At 37.9% G+C, this 16050-nt stretch carries 18 protein-coding genes; 9 read left to right on the top strand and 9 right to left on the bottom strand.

Going from position 1 to position 16050, the window contains the following annotated elements:
- The 8 genes from I588_RS03980 (at position 1) to I588_RS03945 (ending at position 8749) form a co-directional block, all read left to right on the top strand.
- Positions 1-1524 carry a BCCT family transporter gene (locus tag I588_RS03980; protein ID WP_010757656.1) on the top strand — a complete coding sequence of 508 codons (1524 nt, stop codon included), beginning with the start codon at positions 1-3 and terminating at the stop codon, positions 1522-1524.
- A gap of 20 nt (positions 1525-1544) precedes the next feature.
- Positions 1545-2594, top strand: a complete 1050-nt coding sequence (locus I588_RS03975) for a proline racemase family protein (RefSeq protein ID WP_010757655.1) — start codon at positions 1545-1547, stop codon at positions 2592-2594.
- Between the two features lie 284 nt (positions 2595-2878).
- Entirely contained in the window at positions 2879-4072 is a 1194-nt protein-coding gene (locus tag I588_RS03970; protein ID WP_010757654.1) for a sensor histidine kinase, read from the top strand.
- Positions 4069-4797, top strand: a complete 729-nt coding sequence (locus I588_RS03965; protein WP_010757653.1) for a response regulator transcription factor — start codon at positions 4069-4071, stop codon at positions 4795-4797. The genes I588_RS03970 and I588_RS03965 overlap by 4 nt, the downstream gene beginning before the upstream one ends.
- Positions 4798-4926: 129 nt before the next feature.
- A complete protein-coding gene (locus tag I588_RS03960) occupies positions 4927-5841 on the top strand; it encodes an ATP-binding cassette domain-containing protein (RefSeq protein WP_010757652.1) in 915 nt (304 codons plus the stop codon).
- Positions 5841-6545: an ABC transporter permease gene (locus I588_RS03955; RefSeq protein ID WP_010757651.1), complete on the top strand. Its 705-nt coding sequence runs from the start codon at positions 5841-5843 to the stop codon at positions 6543-6545. The genes I588_RS03960 and I588_RS03955 overlap by 1 nt, the downstream gene beginning before the upstream one ends.
- A 15-nt stretch (positions 6546-6560) precedes the next feature.
- Positions 6561-7205 (top strand): DUF4097 family beta strand repeat-containing protein, encoded by a 645-nt coding sequence (locus I588_RS03950; RefSeq protein WP_010757650.1) that lies wholly within the window; start codon positions 6561-6563, stop codon positions 7203-7205.
- A gap of 83 nt (positions 7206-7288) precedes the next feature.
- A complete protein-coding gene (locus I588_RS03945) occupies positions 7289-8749 on the top strand; it encodes a serine hydrolase domain-containing protein (RefSeq protein ID WP_010757649.1) in 1461 nt (486 codons plus the stop codon).
- 124 nt (positions 8750-8873) lie between these two features.
- On the opposite strand, the gene I588_RS03940 is transcribed toward I588_RS03945, so the two are convergent.
- From I588_RS03940 to I588_RS03905, 9 genes are all read right to left on the bottom strand, one after another.
- Positions 8874-9629, bottom strand: a complete 756-nt coding sequence (locus I588_RS03940) for an alpha/beta fold hydrolase (protein WP_010757648.1) — start codon at positions 9627-9629, stop codon at positions 8874-8876.
- Between the two features lie 383 nt (positions 9630-10012).
- Positions 10013-10129, bottom strand: coding sequence for a putative holin-like toxin (locus I588_RS27805; protein ID WP_245569586.1), 117 nt, complete (start codon positions 10127-10129; stop codon positions 10013-10015).
- 94 nt (positions 10130-10223) lie between these two features.
- Entirely contained in the window at positions 10224-10922 is a 699-nt protein-coding gene (locus tag I588_RS26725; protein ID WP_010757647.1) for a DUF2922 domain-containing protein, read from the bottom strand.
- Positions 10923-10949: 27 nt separating this feature from the next.
- On the bottom strand, positions 10950-11333 hold the full coding sequence (locus tag I588_RS03930; RefSeq protein WP_010757646.1) for a hypothetical protein: 384 nt from the start codon (positions 11331-11333) through the stop codon (positions 10950-10952).
- A gap of 55 nt (positions 11334-11388) precedes the next feature.
- The gene (locus tag I588_RS03925; RefSeq protein ID WP_010757645.1) at positions 11389-11607 is read right to left on the bottom strand and encodes a DUF2922 family protein; all 219 of its coding nucleotides are present in this window, start codon (positions 11605-11607) and stop codon (positions 11389-11391) included.
- Between the two features lie 14 nt (positions 11608-11621).
- Positions 11622-11831: a DUF1659 domain-containing protein gene (locus I588_RS03920; protein ID WP_010757644.1), complete on the bottom strand. Its 210-nt coding sequence runs from the start codon at positions 11829-11831 to the stop codon at positions 11622-11624.
- A 380-nt stretch (positions 11832-12211) separates the two neighbouring features.
- The gene (locus I588_RS03915) at positions 12212-12934 is read right to left on the bottom strand and encodes a hypothetical protein (RefSeq protein WP_010757643.1); all 723 of its coding nucleotides are present in this window, start codon (positions 12932-12934) and stop codon (positions 12212-12214) included.
- 45 nt (positions 12935-12979) lie between these two features.
- The gene (locus I588_RS03910; RefSeq protein ID WP_010757642.1) at positions 12980-13387 is read right to left on the bottom strand and encodes a hypothetical protein; all 408 of its coding nucleotides are present in this window, start codon (positions 13385-13387) and stop codon (positions 12980-12982) included.
- Between the two features lie 24 nt (positions 13388-13411).
- Positions 13412-13672: a hypothetical protein gene (locus I588_RS03905; RefSeq protein WP_010757641.1), complete on the bottom strand. Its 261-nt coding sequence runs from the start codon at positions 13670-13672 to the stop codon at positions 13412-13414.
- A gap of 953 nt (positions 13673-14625) precedes the next feature.
- Here I588_RS03905 and I588_RS03900 point away from each other — a divergent pair.
- Positions 14626-15741: a tyrosine-type recombinase/integrase gene (locus tag I588_RS03900; RefSeq protein WP_010757640.1), complete on the top strand. Its 1116-nt coding sequence runs from the start codon at positions 14626-14628 to the stop codon at positions 15739-15741.
- Positions 15742-16050 lie beyond the last annotated feature (309 nt).

Genomic DNA, 16050 nt, shown 5'->3' with positions numbered 1-16050 from the left:
ATGAAAAAAATAATTGCTGGTATTGATAAAAAAATGTTTTCAGTGCCAGCTATTTTAGCAGTTGTCGTTGTAGTAACAGGGATTTTGTTTAAAGAGGAATTTGGTCGTTTCATTACCCTAACCTTTAATTGGACGGAGAAACATATGGGGTGGTTTTATTCTTTAGGGACATTCCTATTTATTCCGTTTTGTTTATGGGCTGCTTTTAGTCGAGTGGGAAGTATTAAGCTTGGGGGACAGGATGCTAATCCCGATATGAGTTTAGGAACTTGGATCGCAATTACTTTTACCTCTGGGATGGCGATGGGGGTGGTATTTTACGGAGTAGGCGAAGGGTTAGCCAATTTCATGCAACCGCCAGATTTTTCTGGGAATCTTTCAGGAAGCTTAGAAGCAGCTGAGAATGCACTCAAATATGTTTACGTTCATTGGGGATTTCAAGCTTATGGAATTTACACGGCTGCTGCATTAGGCTTTGCTTTCGTTATATTGAACTTAAAGAAACGATTTGCTCTGAATGCAGGACTTTATCCATTGATTGGAGATAAGGCAGAAAAATGGCCAGGCTATTTGGTTAATTGGCTCTGCTTATATGTTTTAGTCGCATCGTTAGGAACTAATGTAGGCTTAGGAACATTACAGCTTTCTGCAGGAATAAATTATATATTGGATACAAACCTGCAACCCATTGTGCTTCAGTTATTGATAATTGTCACCTTGGGAGCCATAGGTATTACAGCGGCTTGCTCAGGTATACACAAGGGCATAAAGTATATTAGTAATTTCAACATGATTATCTTCGGAGTTCTGCTGTTAGGGGCATTTATTTTTGGAGGAACTATTTTTATCCTTAACAATACAATATCCTCAGTTGGAAAATATTTGGAGATTCTAATTCCGCAGGCTTTATATTTAGAACCGGTAAAACAAACAGGTTGGGTCGCGCGCAATACTATCTACTATTGGTCATGGTGGATCACTGTTGCTCCTTTGACCGGATTGTTTTTATCAAAACTAGGTAAAGGAAGAACGATCAAACAATTTGTTTTTGTTAATCTATTTGTACCAGTCGGTTTTATTATCGTTTGGTTCGGGACTTTCGGTTCTTCAGCTATACTCAGACAATTGAACGGTATAAATATTTGGAGAGAAGTAACAGAAAAGGGGTATCCGGTCGCATTCTTTTCTTATCTAAACTCGTTACCTCTTTCCACAATATTTCTAATTTTAGGAATCATGGCAGTCTTTTTATCGTTTATCACGCAGTCAGAATCAATGATTTACACGATTGCCGAAATGACGTCACTCGAAGAACAGAACAGCCAAAAGACTTCATCAGCCACTAGTAACTTTTTGAAAGTCTTTTGGGGTGTGATGATCTCAACCATGGGATTTACTCTCATCCAATCAGGGGGACTGGAGGCAGTGCAAACTTCAGTAGTAATGCTGGGTGTTCCTATTCTAATCATATTGATAATAAATTGTGTTTCCTTTATTAAAGCAACATCTAATTATCTAAAATAACCTCAAGGAGGAAATTAGTAATGGCATTTAAAAGAATGTTTAACGCAGTAGAAACGCATTGTGGCGAGCCTATGCGTGTTGTAACAAGCGGAATTCCAACCATTCCAGGGGATTCAGTCTATGAACAGTCAAACTGGTTACGTGATAATGATGATCAATTTAGAAAATTGATGTTAAGGGAGCCGCGGGGATATCCACCTTTATGTTGTAACCTCATAGTACCAGCCAAAGATCCTCGAGCTAAAGCTGGTTATATTATTATGGAGCAAACAGAGTATCCAATGATGAGTGGGGGAAATACAATTTCTGTTGCCACTGCACTATTGGAGACAGGGATGATTCCTATGCAAGAACCCGTGACTGAGTTTAATCTGGAGGCTCCAGCTGGATTAATCGGTATTAAAGCAGATTGTGATAATGGGAAGGTGAAGCAAGTTACTTTTTCAAATGTGCCAGCATTTGCCGTTCATTTAGATAAAGAAATTGATGTTCCCACTCTTGGAAAAGTAAAAGTTGATGTTGCATGGGGCGGCATGTTCTATGTGCTGATTGATGTACGTCAATTCGAAGGATTAGCATTGATTCCAGAAATGGGTAAAGATATTGCTAGAGTATCTGCACTATGCATGAAGGCTGCGCAAGAGCAGCTTGAAGTAGAACATCCAGATTATCCAGGAATTGGAATCACTATTTCAGAATTGCATGGCCCAACAGACAATCCAGATGCCGATTGGAAGAGTGTCAATACTGTGTTTACTGGTGATATTGATTTTGATAAACCAGAAACCTGGACTGGTGCATTAGATCGTTGTGCGTGTGGTACTGGAACCTGTGCTATGATGGCCGTTCGTCATGCAAAAGGCGAGTTAGCTATCAATGAGCCTTTTAGAAGAGAAGGATTACTTGGAGTTATTTTTACAGGACACGCAATTGAAGAAACTGAAATCCATGGAAGGAAAGCGATCGTACCGACTATCGGTGGACAAGCATGGATTTATGGATACAGTCAGTATGTACTAGATGAAACAGATCCTTTCCAAGAAGGATTTACTGTAGGAGATATTTGGTAGGCAAGTATAATAAGATCAAGAAAGAAGCACTTGAAAGGCAGTCCTTTCAGGTGCTTTTGTTTCCACTTTTTTGCTCTCAATTAGACAAGGATGTCCTTTAACGCTGTTACCTGTTAGAATAGTACATATGTCTATTATTGACATCAGGATAAAGTACACAAAGGAGATAGATTTTAATTTATACGGTAATTGTTTCAATTCAAGTAATCAGTTTCTTTCTGATATTCAAAACAATTTCTAATTATTCTTTTGCCTTATGGGAATGGGTAGTTTACCCGCTAAGTATGCTGCTTTTTACCTGGTTGTTTGGTAATGAGTTTGGTGTGTGGGGGGCCTTTTTTTTCGTAAGTCTTTTTATCTTAATTGGAGTCATCAAAGAAAAGGGCTTTGAGTTTATTAGCATATTTTATGGCTTCTATGCATTGCTAATGAATTCATTTTTGGGCTATATTGTTGCTGGGCCGTTAGAATATTTATTCTCATTGGCGCCCTTTTTACCACAGGAATTCTTGTATCTGTGTGTGGCACTAGTCCCTCCTATGGCAAACTGGATAATTTTGAACGGCTTAGAACATTGGTTTCCAGAGTATTCATTAAGAAACTTGAAGAGTACACAAAATATTCCGATGGTGGCCTTAATTCTAATTTTGTTGGCTGTTACAGGGCTCCTATATTGGATTCTCACCATTGAAAACCAAACGGATGCAGTTAGCTGGAAAAATAATTTAATTATTTTGTCTTTGTTTCTGGTGGTGATCTTTTCGCTGCTTCTTTTGAATATACACTATCAAAGACGCCGCAAAAAAGAACTCCAATCGATAAAAGATGAACAGCTGATACAATTACAAGAATATACCAAACATGTAGAGGCATTGTATGAGGAAATCAATCATTTCAAGCATGACTATATAAATATTTTGACTAGTTTAGAGGACAGCGTTAAAAATCAGGATATAAATAGAGTACAGGATATCTACGAGTCTGTTATCAAACCAACCAAACAGACATTTCAAACGAATGACTTTATGATTGCCCGGTTGAGTAATATTTTAATTCCAGAGATAAAAAGTATAATCTCTGCAAAGTTACTAATTGCTCGACAAAAAAAGATAGATATTCAAGTTGAGGTTATTGAACCGATTGAAAACATCGATACGGATCTCCTAAATTTAATTCGAATTATTTCAATATTGTTAGACAATGCCATCGAAGCTGCTTCTTTAGTGGAAGAATCTTGGCTAAGAATTGCCATATTAGAAGAAAAAAATACCGTTATCATCATTGAAAACAGCAGTAATGAACGAGTAGATATTCGAAAGATTAACGAGAAAGGCTATTCTTCCAAGGGGTTGGGGCGAGGGATCGGCTTATATACGGTCCAAAAAATTTTAAAGGACAATCAAAATCTTTTTCTAGAGACCAGCAGTGATCACCAAATGTTTTCTCAGGTATTAAAGATTGCGAGGGAGATTGTGTGAACATATTCATTTTGGAAGATGACCTATTCCAACAACAAAAACTACGGCAGACAATTGAACAAATTTCCAAAGAAGAGAAGATTGACTATACACGCTTAATCGTTACAGCTAAGCCGGATGTTTTACTAAAAAATCTGACACTTTCCAGCCTCCATAATTTATATTTCTTGGATTTGGAAATTGATGCGTACGAAAAGACGGGCTTGGAAGTGGCGCAGCGCATTCGCGAACAGGACCCATTCGGTACAATTGTTTTTATTACCACTCATTCTGAGATGGCGCCGATTACCTTTGCTTACAAGGTTTCTGCTCTTGATTTTATTGAAAAAGATCAAGATGAAGCGGCAATTATTCGAGGGATTCGAGAGTGTCTTGTATTAGCTGACAAGAGAATCGAAAGAAGCGTTAGTGATGATGCTTTTATCTTTCAGAATAAGTATACCAATTTACAAGTACCCTATTCAGATATTTATTATTTCGAAACTACAGGGATTTCCCATAAATTACGACTAGTGACCGAAAAAAAGCTCACGGAATTTTATGGAGAACTAAAAGAGCTTGAAGCTATAGATGCTCGTTTGTTTCGCTGCCATCGTGCCTTTGTAATCAACGTATCGAATATTGTTTCCATTGATCGCACGAATAAGCTGGTTCTGTTTCCAAACGGCGATGAATGCAGTGTTTCGCGTAGAATGATAAAAGAGCTGATCAACAAAATGAACTAGTAAAGTGAACAAACTTTACTAGTTTTTTTGTCGTTCAAGCAAGTTGAGTGTCCATTCATGAAGTAGCGTATTTTTACCTAACTTTTCTGAATAAGATGTATTTAAGAAAAGAATTTAGGAGGAACACCTATGACAACAATCATCGAACTTGCTCAGGTCACCAAGCTTTATAAGAAGGAAGAAGTTGTTTCCAAAGTAAATATGAAAATTAAGCAGGGGGAAATTTACGGATTTTTAGGACCAAACGGCGCTGGGAAAACAACCATCATGAAAATGATTCTTAATTTAGTCAAACCTTCAGAGGGAGAAATTCGAATAAAAAATGAATTAATTCAAAACAATTCATATGCCTATTTAAGAAATATCGGAAACATTATCGAAACACCTGTTTTCTACCAGAAATTAACGGCTAAGGAAAATCTAAGACTTCATGCAGAATATGTTAACGAAGTAACTACAGCAAGGATTGAGGAAGCTTTAGACATTGTTGGTCTAAAAATGGCTGGCGATAAACTTGTTACCGAATACTCGTTAGGGATGCGCCAACGTTTAGGAATTGCTCGAGCCATTTTAACCATGCCAGAGATTCTAATTCTAGATGAACCGATTAACGGGCTTGATCCAATTGGAATTAAAGAAATTCGAGAACTATTAATGATGCTAAAGAATGATTATGGCATAACCATTTTAATTTCCAGTCACATTGTCTCCGAAATTGAATGGATCGCTGATACGATCGGCGTAATTAATCATGGAAGACTGTTGCAGGAAGTTCAGTTATCAGAGATTCGCGAATCTGGAAACGCTCAGCTGGTTATTGAAGTTGATGATCAACAAAAGGCAATCATCTTACTAGAAAAGGAACTAGGATTCAAAAAGGTTAAGCAGATGGGAAGCGTTCTTTATGTAACTGATGAGGATGCTGACCAGTCAGTTGTTATGCAAACGCTAGTCGAGGCAGGGCTTAAAATCTTTAAAATTGAGCAGCATCAAGAGACGTTAGAAGAATACTTCTTGAACATAATTAATGGAGGAAAAAAATAATGATGAAAATAATAAAGCTGGAATGGAAGAAAAACCGCCTGTCTCAATATATTAAAACAACAATAATTAGTACTCTGTTGATTTTCGCACTTACGGCATTTATGTCTGTCATGTCTCAAAAGCAGGGAGAATCAATGTTTACCGATTTTAGTAGCTACATGTCCTTTGTCAATATCATGATTCGTATAGTATTTGTGATTTTTTCTGCGGTATTACTCTCACGATTAGTTATAGACGAATACAAGAATAAAACACTTCAAGTTCTGTTTACCTATCCTGTAAATAGAAAAAGAGTCATGCAAAGTAAATTATTACTGATTGTTAGCTTTTGTCTAGTTAACATACTTTTTTCGACAGTGGTGATTAGCCTGTTGACATTGGCTTTGAATCCGACGTTAAATATTGTTCCTAGTGGAATGGAAGTGAAAGATATTATTGGAATACTACCAAGTACTTTGATCATCTCAGTAATGACCGCTTGCTTAAGCCTGATTCCACTTTACTTTGGGATGAAAAAAAATTCCAGCTCTACCACTATTACTTGGGGAGTAATCATTGGCTTTTTGGTGAATGCAACGGTTTCTGATGGGGCTACAACTGCTGATATGACGCAATTTCTAATCATTCCATTGATTTTAGCAATTTGCGGCTTATTGATTGCCTATTTAACGTTTCATCGTATTGAAAGTCAAGATATCGTTTAGAGAGGAGCAGGGAAAGTGAAAAAGTATCTAATAGCAGGCAGTTTAATTTTGATGGTGGTAGGCTATTTATTTTGGAGCAGCTCCTCTTCAACAGAATCTAGTGAAGTATTTCCAGCAGAAGGTATAGAACAAATTGAAATTAACATGGAAGAATGGGATGTACAAATCGTTCAATCAAAAGAGCCAACAGTTAAAGTTTTTGCTGAAGGATTAGGTCAAACCGGATCTGTTAGAGCAAAAGTAGAAGAGGGTGTATTGCAGGTTTCCCAAGTCACATTTGAAAAAGGACTATTCGATGGATTTAGTGTCAAAAACAATCAAAAAATGAAAATTGTCCTACCAGAGAGGTACCCTAATAACCTGAAAATAGTCACGAAATCAGGAGATATTCAGCTGGATAAAATCTCCTTAATCAATTTATCTGCAACAAGTACCAGCGGGGATATTTATTTACAAAAAATTGAGACAAAGGACTGCAAGAAGCTAAAATGTTTAACCGATAGCGGTGATATTGACGTATCGTTCAAGTCCGAACCAACTAATTTAAAGCTAAATACATCCGCTAAGGAGCTCAATAATGAACTAGGCATCAGTAAATTTGGTAAGGGTGAAGAGCAGTTAGATTTAGTAAGCCCAAACGGAACAATTTCAATTTTTTGATTAGTTTAAAAGAATGGTGCTAAAAAACCGTCAACAAGAAGATGCGAGGTTTATCAAAAAAGTTGAAAGGATGGACAGGTAAAATGAATGTCGCAAAAAAAATACTTTGTTTCTGTTTAGCCCTAATAATTATTGGACAAAGTGCAGTATCCGTGTCAGCAAGCTCAGATACAAAGGATAAGCAGATACACGCTTTGCTTAAGGAAGCATGCCGCAAGTCAGCAGTTCCAGGAATATCCGTTGCAGTAGTTAAAGGGAATGAGACGCAATATTACTCATCAGGTTACTCTGACAGCAATAAAAAAATCAAAGCAGATCAAAAAACAATTTATGAGTTGGCCTCAGTAAGTAAGGCTTACACGGGGACGGCTATCTTGTTATTAGCCGAAAGAGATCAATTATCACTACAGGACTCGATCAGTCACTATCTTCCGGAGTTTGAACTGAATTATCAGGGCAAACCAGTTGATATGTCTAAGATTACGATTGAAAACCTGCTATATCACACAAGCGGGATGACCAATGCCTCCCACACAAAATACATTCCAGTGGGTGAGGATGAAGACATGCTCGAGAAGACTGCTGAGAATCTTTCTGGGACGGAGATTGACTTCTATCCAGGTGAACAATATGTTTACGGGACAGTAAACTATGCGCTCTTAGGTAGAATTATCGAAGTAGTATCAAAGCAAAGCTACGAAACATTTATGAAAAATGAATTGTTTGAACCATTGAATCTTCATCAAACTTTTGCTTTTGAGCGTGAGGCAAAAAAGACGCATCACCTTGCTCAAGGGTATCGTTCCTCATTTCTAATGACTCGAGCACATGAGTCACTTCCCTATAGAGGAAACAAGCCAGCCGGATATTTACTTTCTTCCTCTGAGGATATGGCAAAATGGATGAAGCTTCAGCTCGGTCAAACAGAAGAAATACCTGAAGAGTACCAACAAGCCATTATGCGCTCACATGAAGACAATCGATCAGTAGCTGACGTTGATGGCAACTATTATGCTGGTGGTTGGGAAGTGCATAAGGACGGACAAATCATTGAACATTCTGGTAACAATCCCAGCTTCACCACTCAGGTAACACTTTTCCCTCAAGAAGAAATTGGCATTTGTGTACTCTCAAACAGCAATACAACCAACGTAAATATTGTTCATAATATAAAACGTATTATTGACGGGAAATCAAGTGGGGCCTACCCAATGGGGAATATCCGTCAAATAGATGTCATTTTCACCTCGGTTACAATAGCTGGAACCCTGTTATCCGTTGTATTTTTCTTGCTAGGAATTCAACGAAACAGAAAAGGTACGAAAAAAAATCGAACGAAAAAGAGAATGCTGTTGAATACATTTTGGATTCTTATGACCTTGTTCAGCTTGTTCTTATGTCTTTTCCTACCGATGTTAATGGGAATTGATTACAAAAGCTTATGGGATTGGGAACCAAGCATCCTTACGGCATTCGGCTCTTTCTTTATTTTGAATGGAGCGATTTTATGGTTTGTTTTGTCTGTGTATCCTTGGAAGAAATAGGTGTAAGGTATTTACCAGGCAGTAGATAAGCCGATTCCTTCTCTGAGTAAAAAAACGTATAAGAATAGGAATCACCAGATTTTAGAAGCAAACTGATGATTCCTATTTGTAACTAATTTGGAAGTTAAGTGGTTATAAAAGCTTCCACAATTTCTATCCATTGTTCAGGTTCATATATAGCCTTATAACAGTGTGCGTATCCTTTAAAAATTATAATTTTTGCCTTGGGATAATATTGTCTTAATTGTTTCGCTGATTTTTTTGATAAGATTTCATTTACCTTAGAACCATGCATGTAGAGTATCTTCTCCCCATCATTGTCTATAGGGGATAACATCTGGTTACAGCTCAATGAACTCACCATGTTTCTGATGCTATCATCCGTCATATTATCTGCGATTCTTAGATACTCGTCTAAATACTTTTCTGGCAGAAAAAACTTTGTAAAATTGTCTAACGTCTTTTTATCCCTTTGCTGCGATTTATGAGTTATGTTTATATATTGTTTGGTCATTATTGTAGCTAGATATTTGTTGTAAGGGACTAATGGTGCACCATCCAAAATTAAATAGTGAATAGTTAGTTTACCATTTTCCCATAACTTAAAAGCAATTGTCCCTCCCATGGACAGACCACAAACCGCAAAAATTTCATGATAGGAGTTTTCTCGACAATATTCTTCTATTTTTTCAGCCTCATTTGTTAAAGAATGATAATCACTTTTTTGTTCCGCTTCATGTCCATCCAAAGCAGGTACTATTACCAAGTAATCTTTCTGAAAATAGTCAATTTGAGACTTCCAAATCTGCCAAGGCGTTTGGATTCCATGGATAAGTACTAACTTAGGGTTTTCGCTGCTCCCGAATACGTGAAACTTCATCAGAATTATCCTCCTAGTTTGCATACTTCCGGTTTAGTAAATTGTATCATGAATAAATGTAAAAGAATACGGTTGGACTGTCAGCCTATTGCATGGATAACTGTCTCAATTTTTGAGTCTGATTAGGGTAAAGGAGATGATCAGACCTTGCTCAAAGGTGCTTCTATTGCAGGATCATCCTTCATAAACAATTACTACCAGAAAAGCTCGACTATTTTTCTGGTTGAGTTAGCTCATCCAGTTTTCAAAGATTGATAGTCAACTAGTCAAAAACTTAAAGTGCAATCCTTAATTATGTAACAACTACTATTCAAACAAGAGGTACCGCGCGCTGGCACCTCAACGAGCACTGTTTAAGACAGTGACCGTATGTGAGTAAGTGGTTATTTCTTATGGTGTCGATCAATGATGATGATCAAGGTGGCAAAGGCAACCGCTAATGTCAACGCCTGATACACAGTCATGGCGGAAGTCCCTTTCCTAGGATGAACATAAAGCATCACTCCTTTCTTAGAGCTCAGCCACCGCCATAAACACTGCTAAGTCAGATCATCACCCCCTTTACGTACCACAAGGACAGGGTGGGAAATCAAGCTAACGCTTTTTCTTTTTGCCTTTTTTCTTTTTCTTATTGGCTTCGTGATAGGCTCGGATTCGATCTACCTGGGCTTTTCGCGGATTAATCGGCTTCTGGACTGCCTGATCATCAACTCTTGGCAACTCACTTTCTGTTTCGTTCAATACTGTTTCCAGCTTTTGGGATGAGGCACTTGGCAAAGCTACGGAAACATTATTAGTCGTTGCTTTCTTACCAACAGCTGCTAGTGAGTCGGAATTCAACAAAGGAGCCTTTAAAGAATTGGCTGCCATCATCGCTTTCTGCTCAATGGATTTAATTGTTTCGCTTGCTGGAACGGCTTTTGGTGCAGTTGCTTCTTCAGCTGAAATTTCTTCTACTACGATTTTTGCTTCATTTACAACTGGCATTTCAGAGACTTGGGTTTCTTCTTCAGAAACAATATGTGCCGCAAAAATATTGTTAGGATCAGCGACATAAGCTTCTGGTGTTGGTTTTGATAAATCAAAAAGCGGTGTTTCAATGGTTTCAACGAATTTCGCTGAAACGACTTTGCAAAATTGACGAATGCCATCTTTTTCAAATAAGTGGATGGTAGTCATAGCTTCTAAGGCTTCTTTAATTGCCTCTGGGCTTTTGTTTGGATCTGGATCATTGAAGCTCCAGCTGTGGTTTTTGCCTGCGGCGTTTTCAAATACGGCTGCTAGTTTTAACATAATTTTTTCTCTCCTTTATTTGTTCTCTCAGGAACTTTCTAATGTAGTAGTTTCAGGTGTGACAACGGTTGACGGGACGACGGACATCAAATCAGTAATGACATGTTCAGGTGGAAAACACCGAGCTGACAGGATCTCCCACTCTCTGTCATTGAAATATTCCTTAAAGAAATAGAAGTAGCGGCGCAGCGCACGAGTGATTTTGTTATTGGCAAAGAGATGCTTCACCAAGTCCTGCAGGAACAATTCAAAATCGGATTCGCCTAGCATATGGCGAACTTTCATGGCTAACAATAGTTGAATAGTCACTGAACTATCACGGGTTTCCTGGTAGTAATGGGTGATTTTTTCTTCGAGTTTATTACGTTTTAAATGAAACAGCTGGTATTGAGTGAAGGGCTGTTCAGTCATTGGTTGTTTCCTCCTTTAGCTCCCGCGACTTTTTAGCCGCGGGGCAATTTAGTGTTTAAAAGATTGGTGTTTCTAGGGTAGTGACAAATTCTGCACTCTCTACTGAGAAAAACTGGCGGATACCGTCTTTCTTGAATAGGTTCAGAGTGGTTAGTTCTTCTAAATTTGCTTTGATTTCCGCTGGAGTCTTGGTCGTATCTGGTTCGTTGTAACTCCAGGTGTGGGCTTTATCCGCTTCAGTTTTGAAGCGGACGAGTAATTTTGTTTCTGGCATAGGTTCCTCCTTGATTAGTATTTAGTAACACGAGTTTGGTTAGTGACGATTACACTGTCTAAGCTGCTGCCGTCTCCAGCTAAGTCAGCCATGACTTCACCTAATTTAGTAATGTCGGCTTCTGCTGGGTTAGTGACGATGTTACTGAAGTTGACTTTCTTTTGTTTGTCTTTGCCTTCTTGTTCGATTTGTACCTGTAATTTTGTGCCTAGCTGTTGAATCATTCGTATATCCTCCTGTGGAATAATTTTTTGTTCCGGCCGGTGACTAAACAATAAACCAAAGGGATAAAAAAACAAAAGGAGACTTTTGCAAAACACCCTAGACTTTTGCAGGATTTTGATAGGAGAATGTTGATTTTATCGTAGAGTAAAATTTACTGAATGCAAAAGTCTAGGGTCCCCAACAAAATTCTTGTGAAATTATGGAAAAGGCGCTTAAGACAGTTTTTAAGGCATTCAAAAGCATTTTGACTAATTTTTTTCACAAATAAAACGCCTATAAAATAACGGAGATAAGTTTGATGGAAGACAAGAAAAATCGCTATGAAGGCTTAACCCTCCATAGCGATAGTGATAAATAGTACGTATTTATTAGACTATAGTTAATACAGTAGTGCTGCCAACTCCGGACGATCTGCTAACTGCTGGTACCAGTGCAAATGTTCCTCCAGCTTATACTGACTAAAGAATTTACCCGGACTCATTCGCCAGCTTTGTAACACTTCTTGAGTAGTTAGCAGCTGACCAAAAGGAGTGGTAGGCAGTGAGACATAATCCAGCGGAACCCCATCAGATTGCAGGCTAGAAGCATAGTCTTGGCGATAAGTGGCCAAAGAATACACCGCCTTACCGGCTAAATTGACCAATGAACGCTTAGAAATAGGCAGCTCCAAACAAAGCCCATGGGACATAGTAACCATACAAAAGCCACCAGACTCTTGAACATCATCAATCGTTAACGGATTTAACCAGCTAGATGATTCTGGTTTAATAATCGGAAATAAAACAAAGTGCTGATTCACAATCGGTACCTTCAATGACGGCAAGGCCTCCAACGATTGACACGTTCGCCGCATGAGCTGATAATCCATCAAACGATGGGTTTTAAAGAATTGATCAATGGTTTCCAATGGACTTTCCTTAGATAAATAAGGCTGGTCCTCTCGTACAAGGAAACTCCCTTTCCCATTTGGAAAAGGACACACTAAACTAATTTCTCCAATCGTCGAATAATTAAACGTAGGGGCTGTCTCCAAGAAATACTTCCAGTCTTTAGACATTCCTTCCCCTAAAACTTTTCCTTCAAATACTCGCTTCTTACTCATGACAATCACTCCTATCAACTGGTATGTAGTCCATTTGTTGAACATTTAAGCTGTGGTTAGACAGGGGGAGGGCATACAGGGGTTCTCGACAAAATACCAAAAAAAGGTCTTTTCCTTTAACCAACGCGGATGTACCAAAAACTTTTTTACAAGGTCAGGCTCCTGATAGGACAGTATCGTCTCCAACAAAGCCAACTGCTTCTCTAAAATGTGGCTAAAAGGCGTATCAAGGAAACGAAACGAATTGAAAGGTTGATGAGAAAAGGCATAGAAGGTCTCGACAATACAGCGTAAGAAGTCCTGGCAATCAATAGACACGTCCAATTTAAGCCCATTCACCAGCTCCAATAAAACGCCTTCATTTCCACAATACAACTGATAAATGCCTAACGGATTCACCCAAAGAGTTTCTTGCGACTCAGGAATCGCAGCTAAACAAAAATTCGGAGTCATCAAAGAGGTCGCTCCCAATGAGTGCTATTTCAACTCAGTAGACACAAAGCGATGAATATTCAACCATTTTTGAATCATTTCACCAGGCTTTTCGTCTGTACTAAAGACACTAGAATCCTTCACGACAACTGTTCCCAACTCGCAAGGCATAGCCACCAAGGCTGTTATTTCACTCAAGTCATAATAGTTCAACGGCAAAGCAAGCTCGCAAAGAGTCAACCAATCTTCAGATAATACCCCACCTTTCAATACTCTTTCTTTCGATAACCAACTAAACATATCCATTTATTTACGTACCTCCTTAAATTAGTGTTACATGAATAATAATACTAAATTTAATAACGATGTAAATAGCAAAAATTTCTAACAATTCAGAAAAATAACAGCGGTAATAAAACAGTTAGGTCTTCATAAAAGCGTTATCACTTTTCTTTCAGAATATCTATCTACCACTAAGAAACGATAATGTGTTATTTGTTATATATTCTGTAATTTTGAATAAATAAAGTGGTAATTGAGTAAAAATAAATGATCTATAGCCAAAATCCTCAACTAACCGATAATTTATTACGTAGCGATAATCGAATAGTGGATAAACAGCGTAAATAAGTTGGAGAAAGCTTAAATTATTAATGAATATAAAAAAAGCGAAGAAAAAGTAGAAATTTTCTCAAGGAAGCATTAGAAGAAAAAGTAATGAATATCGTCCAAGGAATTGATAGTTGAACCTTTAAAAATAACGAAAAATAGATATATTGGTGGGAGGGGAATGGTATCGTATGATCGCTTTAAGAAAAACCGATGGGTGATCTAGTTGTTGAAATAGCTGAAAAAAATAGGCCTCACTCATTATTAATGAATGAAGCCAACTGAGGTAATAATGAACGGAATAAAGAACAGACGTTTTTTGAATAGCTATTGATTGGCAGGTGATAATCTGCTAGATTAATTTGGGTCTGATAATTTCCTGTTTAACCATAAAACTGGAAAGAGTTCAATAAAACCCTCTATATTTTTAATAATAGGCATGTATTGCGTCGAAATCTTCATTTCGTAATTATTGTAAATTATTCAAATGAATAAATCAATAGTTAGATTAAAATTATGTGATAATAATTTTTTGGAGGTGGGAATTTAGCTATTTGGAGTGGAATTAATGACGAAAATTAGGTTAGAAATGAATCTTTTTCCCGTCGTCAAAATAAATCGTCAATTAGAGAAAAGGAGAATGTTATCTTATGGCACGAATAGGTGAAAATATTTATCACCGCAAAGACCTTCGTTGGGAGGGGCGCTACAAAAAAGGTCGTAAAATTGATGGCTCAATTAGGTATGGCTACGTCTACGGCAAATCCTATGAGGAAGTTAAAGAAAAATTAGGACCGTTACGCAGACATGCCCAAATCACACTGGAACTCTACGGGAAAAGCGTAGTGGAATACGATGAATGGAGTCAAACTTGGTTAGCAGAACAACAAAAAGTGGTGAAACCAGCTACTTATTCCAGTTACCTAAACAAACTCAAGAAATATATTTGGCCGCATATTGGGAAGGTTGCCTTGTATCAATTAGATGAAGCCACCATTCATCAGATGATCCAGGCATGGATACAAGCCGGCTTGTCGTTAAGCAGTATAAAAGTGATCTTTCGTATTGTAAAACAGTCTTTAAAGTATGCGATCCAAAAAGAATTACTCCAGAAGAATCCTTGTGAGTGGATTCAGTTACCTAAAGGTCCTAAAGAAAAAGTACATGCTTTAACGTCTAAAGAACAGCAACGTTTAGAAAAGGTGGTAACCAGCGAGAAAGATCTTCGAGCAAAAGCAGTCATTTTAGCCATGGAAACGGGTATGCGGATTGGTGAGATCGCTGGGCTAAAATGGGAAGCTGTTGATTTGGAGAAACGGATGATCGAAGTGAACCATACGTATCAACGAGTATTATCTAAAGCCGGAGACAAAACAATTTTACATTTGGGACCGCCGAAATCGCAGTCTTCTCGTCGGGTGATTCCCATGACAAGCAAGCTGCATCAGCTATTGTCCAGTCTAAAGAAAGAAGCGAAATCAGACTATGTCTTTTCAGTAAAAGAGAAACCTTGCGAGCCACGACTATTGACGTATCATTTTCATCGTGTACGTAAGAAGGCTAAGCTGGAAAATATTCACTTCCATCAACTACGGCATACGTTTGCGACCCGTTGCTTGGAATCTTCAGAGGATATTTTAAATGTCAGTATCTTATTAGGACATAACTCAGCACAATTAACCACAACGGTCTACTTTGATTCCATCGTTGAAAAACGAATCGCCGTGATTGGTTTAATGGAAAAAGCACAACAAAACATCGCATAATTCATAAGAAACCGTTTTCAAAAAATGTTTTCGGTTGTTCTTACTCCCCCCTTTTTTTCTTTTCTCAAGTAACCGGTTTCCTAAAAAAGAAAATAGCTCCTCTCCAGACTTCTTAAAGAAATTCTTCCTAAATAAATGATTTTTAAGAAGTGAAAATATTTTTTTGGGCGTTGGGCGTTATTTTATGTTGCCTACAGGCAGCTAAAAGCCGTCATTTCTAGCCGTACTGGAAAGTGCAGCCTTTGAGATCAAGGAAGGGAGGTATGATTCGTGTTTTATGGTTAAACAGGAAAGAAATGAACCAAAAAT

It is taken from the genome of Enterococcus pallens ATCC BAA-351, from assembly GCF_000407485.1.
Lineage (GTDB): Bacteria > Bacillota > Bacilli > Lactobacillales > Enterococcaceae > Enterococcus_A > Enterococcus_A pallens.
Note: the sequence above shows the minus strand (reverse complement) of the source record. Positions and strands in the feature narration are given on the sequence as shown.